Raw genomic sequence first — 6902 nt, 5'->3', positions numbered from 1 at the left:
TTTTTACAGGTGTTCAAGGCGGTACACATGAAGTAATGGTAGAAGATACAGAAGGTTGTACGAACCTAACAATTGATGTATTAGTAATAGATTATCCGAAATATTTTACACCAAATGGTGATGGAATACATGATACATGGAACATCGTAGGATTAGATCAACCGGATGCTAAGATTTATATTTATGATAGATATGGTAAGTTGTTAAAACAAATTACACCAATAGCTACTAGTCAAGGATGGGATGGAACTTATATTGGTTCAGTACTACCATCAACAGACTATTGGTTTACCATAGAATATAAGGAAAAAGACCAACAAAAATTATTTAAGGCACACTTCGCTTTAAAAAGATAAGAAGTGTGGAATACATAAAAACAAAAAAGGCTCCGATTTCGGAGCCTTTTTTGTTTATATAAAAAGTAATTTTAGTCTAACCAATTTTTAAAATCCCAAAAGTTTTGTGGCGCTACGCCGTGTCCTACAGGATATTCTTTATACATAATGCGCAAACCTAATTTTTCTAAATATGGTGCTGTTTTTCTTGCCCATTCCACAGGAATTACTTGGTCTTGTGTGCCGTGAGAAACAAAAAATTTAATATGTTTAATTTGATTTACATCATAATTTTCTGGTAAAATTTGTTCGTTTAAATAACCGCTTAAAGCCACAACTTTATTAATTTTATATGGATATGTAAACGCCATTCCATAACTTAAAATTGCACCTTGACTAAATCCTATTAATGAAATATTCGATTTGTCTAAAGGTAATTTTTCTGAAATTTCATCAATAAAATTTGCGATTAATTGTAAAGATTCTTTGGCTTGTTCGTTATTTGAAAACTTATTTTCATCGGCATCAAAAGTAATTTCATACCAAGCATAACCATAAGGTTGTAAATTAAATGGCGCACGAATCGATATCACATACACATCTTCAGGTAATTGAGGTGCAAAAGAAAACAAATCTTCTTCATTACTTCCATAGCCGTGTATTAAAAGTAACGCTCCGTTTTTTTCTTTTACTTCTTTTGGTGCTTTTACCAAATATTCTAAACTCATAAATTATAAATTTTTAAACCATTTCTGAAATTGTTCTCCCACAAGTGGCACCAATTTCATTTCATTATTCATCACACCTGCAAAACTAATAATCCACAAGATAAGGAAAAACAACCAATATGCAGTTGATACAAACCAACTATCAAAATAGCCAATGAAATAACCACCCAAGTGAAAACACAAAAAGATGCCTAAAGTTTGACGCGTATAAAAACTAACAAAATGGTTCTTTTTTTCAGTATTCATCATAAGGGCTACAATGGTTCCGATGATGGTAAAATGGCCAATCATTGCATTTACTTTATGCTCTTCCATTAGATTTCAATTTTATTATTACTAATAATTCCGTACACTTTTCCTTTCATTTTCTTACCTAACATAATTGAGTTCTTAGAAAAAGAAAGTATATTTTCTTTACTGAAAACCCATTCTTCATTAGGGTTAAATAAAGTAAGTTCAGCTTTGTTTCCTTCTGTAATGGTATTGTTTTCTATGTTGAAATAAGATTTCGCAGCAGTAAATTTAGCTACAATAACTTCCGTTGGTAAAACCGTTTGTAAGGCACCAAAAGCACTTTCTAAACCTATCGAACCATAATCGGCTAAATCGTATTCTAATTGCTTCTGTTCGATGTTTACTGGGCAATGGTCTGATGTGATTACTGAAATCACATTGTTCATAACACCTTCAATTAAAGCTGTTCTGTCGGTTTCTGTACGAAGTGGCGGATAAATTTTAGTATTCGAATTAAAATCTACCAATTCTTCATCTGTTAACACTAAATTATTTACGGAAACACCACAAGTAATTTGTAACCCTTTCGCTTGTGCTTTCGCAATTAAATCTACCGAATTTTTCGTTGTAATAGTAGGAATATGTAGTTTTCCATTGGTGTATTCTAATAAGGCAATGTTTCTTTCAATTTCAATTTCTTCCGCCATAGCTGGAATTCCTTTCAATCCTAATTTCGTTGAAACTTCCCCTTCATTCACAAACCCTTTTCCTTTTAGGTCTTTATTCATAGGTTGTACGAACAAAATTCCGTTAAAATTAGCTACATATTGAAATGCTATTTTTAATAAATTCGCATTCGTCATTGATTTTTTATAATCTCCAAAAGCTACCACGCCAGCATTTTTCATATCAAAAAGTTCGGCTAAGTCGTTTCCTTCGCTATTTTTGGTCAAACAACCTACAACGTGCAAATTTGAAATACTATTTTGTGCTTTGCTTTTAACAAATTGAATTACCGCTTGATTATCAATCGCTGGATGTGTATTGGAATGTAAAAAAACGGAAGTAAAACCACTTTTAGCAGCCACTTTTAATCCGTTTTCTATGGTTTCTGTTGTTTCAAAACCAGGTTCTCCAAAAACTACCGAAGTATCTAACCAACCTTGAGAAATATGTAAGTTTTCTTTTTCAATAACTTCAAAACCTTCTTTTATGGTTAGATTCTTTCCAATTTTAGAAATAATACCATCTGTAATTTCAATATCAACTTGTTGCTTATGAAATGGGTTTTGACTTTCAAGTAGTGTCGCGTTTTTTAGTAAAAGATTCATTTTACAAATTTTTGGATTAGTAATTCAATTAGTAAAAGTAATAATGTGGCAAAGATAAAATATTTCCAAACTTCATTGCTTGTTCTGGAAGAATGTATATCAGAATAAAACGTAGATACAGCATTTACTTCCGTACACGAATCAAAATAATCTGTATTTATTTGCAATAAATCACTTTCGTTTCTTGGATAATTAAAACTGATATTTTTTAGTGATTCTTTATCTTTTAACACTTCGTAATTCCCTGATTTTTCAGGATAATTTCCGAAAGTGAGCTTGATTTTATTGTTTAATATTTGTTGCATTGGAATAAAACTGTTTTCAGTATTTGTAACACTCAAAACATTATCTTTTGCAATAGTTTCGTTGATAATTGTATAGTTGTTGTTACCAATTATAAAGGCATTTAACCCTGATTTATTATTGTTTTGCCCCATATTATAAAACGTAGGAACAATTAAAGGCGAATTCTGAAAGTTCGAATTTTCTTTATTTATAGAAGTTGAAAAGAAGAATAAATTTCCCAGTTTATTGGTAATATTTCCTAAGAAAACACTTTTGTCTTCATATTGTAACACAGGCAAATTACTTCCATTTATCGTAAATGATGCATTTGTTTTTGGATATTGAAAATTGCTTACTTTTTTATCAAAAACGTTGGTATATATGGGATGATTGAAACTTATTTGTGTAATTTGTTTTTCTTTTTGTGTTTTTTCTGAAAATGAAATCGGACTAAAATTACTCAAAAAAGCATTGTAGTTCGAAACATCGCTTGTAACATCAGGTATAAAAATTATGGTTCCGCCTTTGCTATAATAATTTTTCAAAGTAACAGATAAAGCACTTGAAATAGTTGGTATTTCATTTAATACCAAAGCATCGGCATTTTCAATAGCATTGTAATTTAAGGTTTTCCAATCTGTTGATGTGTAGTTAAATTCGTCAGCTGTGAATATTCTGGATAAAAAGTTGTTTTTTTCTGGAGTACCTACGGCAATTACATTCGATTTTTGAGGTTTAGAAATACTAAAATAAAACGAATTGTCATATTCTAAACTTGAATCTTGAATGGAAACATACCCATGAAAATCTGTTTTTGGTATGGTAAACAATATCTCTTTTTGCTGCTTTTCATTGGAAATTAATGCTTTTCCAACTAATTTTTTACCATTATACATTGAAATGGGCACATCATTTTCAAAATCTCCGTACGATTTAATACTTATTTTTAACTCGTAAAATTGATCTAAAACCTGACTAATTTGTACGTTTTTAATTGCAGTATTATAGGTTTCGTTTGCTTTTACGGTTTGATAATACAGCGATGATGTTTCGCTTAAATTGGTTTTTAATTCATCTTTTAATCCAACTGCGTCAGAAATAAATAAAATATCTTTCGGAATACCAGGTTTTTTTGCTTCAATTCTGGTGATAATTGCGGCAGGATTGAATGGAGTAGACGAGTAGTTTAAATTTTGTAATTCTTTTTGAATGTTACGAATTGTAGTATCGTAAAAATTTTCATCGTTGGTAAGTACCGATAATTGTTGGTCTTCTGGTGTATTTTCTAATACATCCTGAATGGTTCTTTTTAATAATTCACCGTTATTTCCTTTGGCTTGCATCGAAAAGGAATTGTCGATGACTAAAATTAATTCGTTATTTTTTTTATCAAAATCTTTTGCTTTGAAGAAAGGTTGTGCGAAGGCAAAAATTAGAGCTGTTAAAAGTAATAAACGAGTGACTAATAATAGCCATTTCTTAATTGTAGCGCTTTTACGAGTTTGAACTTCGAGTTCTTTAAGCAATTTAACATTCGTGAATTCTTGTTTTTTAAATCGTCTCAATTGAAAAAGGTGTACCAAAATTGGTATAATCAATAGAAATAAAAAATATAGAATTTCTGGGTTTTTAAATTGCATTTTTATTAAAGTTTTTCAAAAATACTAAAAATTACTTTTTCTTTTTCTTTTCGTCTCGTTTTCTTTCAATTCCTCGGTTTCTAGAAGCGGTTTTTCTTGGTGTTCTTTTTCCTGGACCTCCTAAATTGACTTTACTATTTTTCTCTGATTTTTTCTCAAAAGCATCGCCGCCTGTTTTCTTTACACGTTTCAAAAGCGTTTTTACTTTCTTTTGATCTTTTTCGAATTCTAAGCGTTGTTGTTCAATTTTTACATCTGAAGGAATCTCGTGAATTTTAATTTCGGTTTGCATTAGCATTTCTACTTCCAATTGAAATTCGTCTTCTTTCGGACCAATAAAACTGATGGCAATACCGTCTTTATCGGCACGACCCGTACGACCAATTCTGTGCATATATTGTTCTGGGATTTCAGGAAATTGCATATTTATTACGTGTGTAATATCTGTAATATCCAATCCACGAGCCATAATATCAGTGGTTACTAAACCTCTAATTTCTCCAGATTGAAAATTTTCCATCATATTTAAACGGTAATTTTGCGTTTTATTGGAGTGCACCGTTCCAAACTGACCTGGGAAATCTTCTTCTAAATGTTCTAATAAAAAATCGGCCATTCTTTTACTGTTTACAAACAATAAAATTCGGCTGTATGTTTCGTCTTGTAATAAATGTTTAAGTAAATTAATCTTCGTTAAAAAGTTCGGTACCACATAAGCGCGTTGTTCAATTTGCTCTAATGGAGTACCACTTGGTGCTAACGAGACTTCTTCTGGAAATTCGAAAAATTCATCTAACAAATCATCTACTTCTTCTGTCATAGTTGCCGAAAACAAAATGTTTTGTCTTTTCGAACGCATCATCGATAAAATAGAAGTTAGTTGTACTCGAAATCCTAAATTTAATATTTCATCAAATTCATCAATGACTAATTTTTGTAAATCGTCAAAACGCAAGACATTATCTAAAGCCAAATCCATAATTCTACCGGGTGTTCCCACCACAATATCAATTCCAGAATAAATGTCTTTCTTTTGTGTATTGATGTTCACGCCACCATAAACGGCAAGCGAACGCACACTCATATATTTGGTTAATTTTTCAATTTCTTCGTGCACTTGCACTACTAATTCTCGAGTAGGTACTAAAATAAGCACTCTCGGAATATCGGTAGGTACAAAACGCCATTGTTTTAAAATAGGTAACAAATAGGCAAACGTTTTTCCCGTTCCGGTTTGTGCAATTCCCATCACATCTCTACCAGACATAACGATTGGAAAGGCTTTTGATTGGATAGGAGTAGGAGTTGTGAAACCTAAATCGTCTATAGCTTTTTGTAGCGAAATTGGAAGATTAAGTTGTTCGAATGTAACCATTTGTATGAAAATTTAGGCAAAGATAGTGATTGAGAGTTTGTGAAGCAATCTTTTGGAGTGTTAGTTGGTTTTTGATAGGAACACGGATTTAACAGATGTAACGGATTTAAAGGATTTTTTAATTTTAAACACATAGGCACATAGTTTTTTTTGAAATTATTTAGAAGCTTCGCTTTGGATAGGTAACATAGAAATTGCATTTTTAGTTTGCTATTGCTATTGCTATTGAAAATGATAGGAACACGGATTTGACAGATGTAACGGATTTTTATTTTTCATTTTGGAATTTAATTTTTTAAAAGTTTGATATTACTATTGATTTTTGAAATTGTCATTGTCATTGCTATTGATTTCTTTTACCTTTGTGCTTTTACCCAAACAATGAAACACGAAATTATCATTACGAAAGACGGTTCCACGTCTATTTATATTCCAGAATGGGATGAAACCTATCATTCTAAGTTTGGTGCCATACAAGAAGCGTATTACGTTTTTATTAAAAATGGCTTAGATGTTTTGGCTGATGCTTCAGAAATTTCGATTTTAGAAATTGGTTTTGGTACAGGATTAAATGCTTTGATTACGATGTTAGAGGCCGAAAAACGGCAGATTAAAGTTAATTATGTTGGAGTAGAAGCGTATCCGGTGGCTTTTGAAGATATTATACAGCTCAACTACGCCACGCAATTGGAAGTACCCAACCGTCAAGCTGATTTTGAACAACTACATACGTTGCCTTGGGAAGAAACTATTGAAGTAACGCCTTATTTTACCTTAACAAAACGCAAGCAGTTTTTTTCTGAGATTACGGATGAAAACGCGTTTGATATAGTTTATTTTGATGCTTTTGGCTACAACGTACAACCCGAGTTATGGAATGAAGCTATTTTTGAAAAAATGTATCGTGCCTTAAAAAGCAAAGGTATATTAACCACGTATGCGTGCCGAACCACAATTAAAAATGCTATGCAAGC

At 31.5% G+C, this 6902-nt stretch carries 7 protein-coding genes; 2 read left to right on the top strand and 5 right to left on the bottom strand.

From position 1 onward, the window contains the following. On the top strand, nt 1-356 hold a 356-nt coding region (locus tag ACIQ16_RS09970; protein WP_396151123.1), incomplete at its 5' end, for a T9SS type B sorting domain-containing protein. A gap of 71 nt (nt 357-427) precedes the next feature. On the opposite strand, the gene ACIQ16_RS09965 is transcribed toward ACIQ16_RS09970, so the two are convergent. From ACIQ16_RS09965 to ACIQ16_RS09945, 5 genes are read right to left on the bottom strand one after another with little or no spacing between them, the layout of a single operon-like run. Continuing rightward, the gene (locus ACIQ16_RS09965) at nt 428-1063 is read right to left on the bottom strand and encodes an alpha/beta hydrolase (RefSeq protein WP_396151121.1); all 636 of its coding nucleotides are present in this window, start codon (nt 1061-1063) and stop codon (nt 428-430) included. A gap of 3 nt (nt 1064-1066) precedes the next feature. Beyond that, nucleotides 1067-1378, bottom strand: a complete 312-nt coding sequence (locus ACIQ16_RS09960) for a hypothetical protein (protein WP_291242857.1) — start codon at nt 1376-1378, stop codon at nt 1067-1069. After that, nucleotides 1378-2628 carry a dihydroorotase family protein gene (locus ACIQ16_RS09955; RefSeq protein WP_396151118.1) on the bottom strand — a complete coding sequence of 417 codons (1251 nt, stop codon included), beginning with the start codon at nt 2626-2628 and terminating at the stop codon, nt 1378-1380. The genes ACIQ16_RS09960 and ACIQ16_RS09955 overlap by 1 nt, the downstream gene beginning before the upstream one ends. Further along, a complete protein-coding gene (locus ACIQ16_RS09950; RefSeq protein ID WP_396151116.1) occupies nt 2625-4553 on the bottom strand; it encodes a BatA domain-containing protein in 1929 nt (642 codons plus the stop codon). The genes ACIQ16_RS09955 and ACIQ16_RS09950 overlap by 4 nt, the downstream gene beginning before the upstream one ends. Nucleotides 4554-4584: 31 nt before the next feature. Beyond that, entirely contained in the window at nt 4585-5928 is a 1344-nt protein-coding gene (locus tag ACIQ16_RS09945) for a DEAD/DEAH box helicase (RefSeq protein ID WP_396151114.1), read from the bottom strand. 381 nt (nt 5929-6309) lie between these two features. Between ACIQ16_RS09945 and mnmD the strand changes: the two genes are divergently transcribed. Further along, on the top strand, nt 6310-6902 hold a 593-nt coding region (gene mnmD, locus ACIQ16_RS09940), incomplete at its 3' end, for a tRNA (5-methylaminomethyl-2-thiouridine)(34)-methyltransferase MnmD (RefSeq protein ID WP_396151112.1).

The sequence above is a fragment of the Flavobacterium sp. genome (genome assembly GCF_044360715.1).
GTDB lineage: Bacteria > Bacteroidota > Bacteroidia > Flavobacteriales > Flavobacteriaceae > Flavobacterium.
Note: the sequence above shows the minus strand (reverse complement) of the source record. Positions and strands in the feature narration are given on the sequence as shown.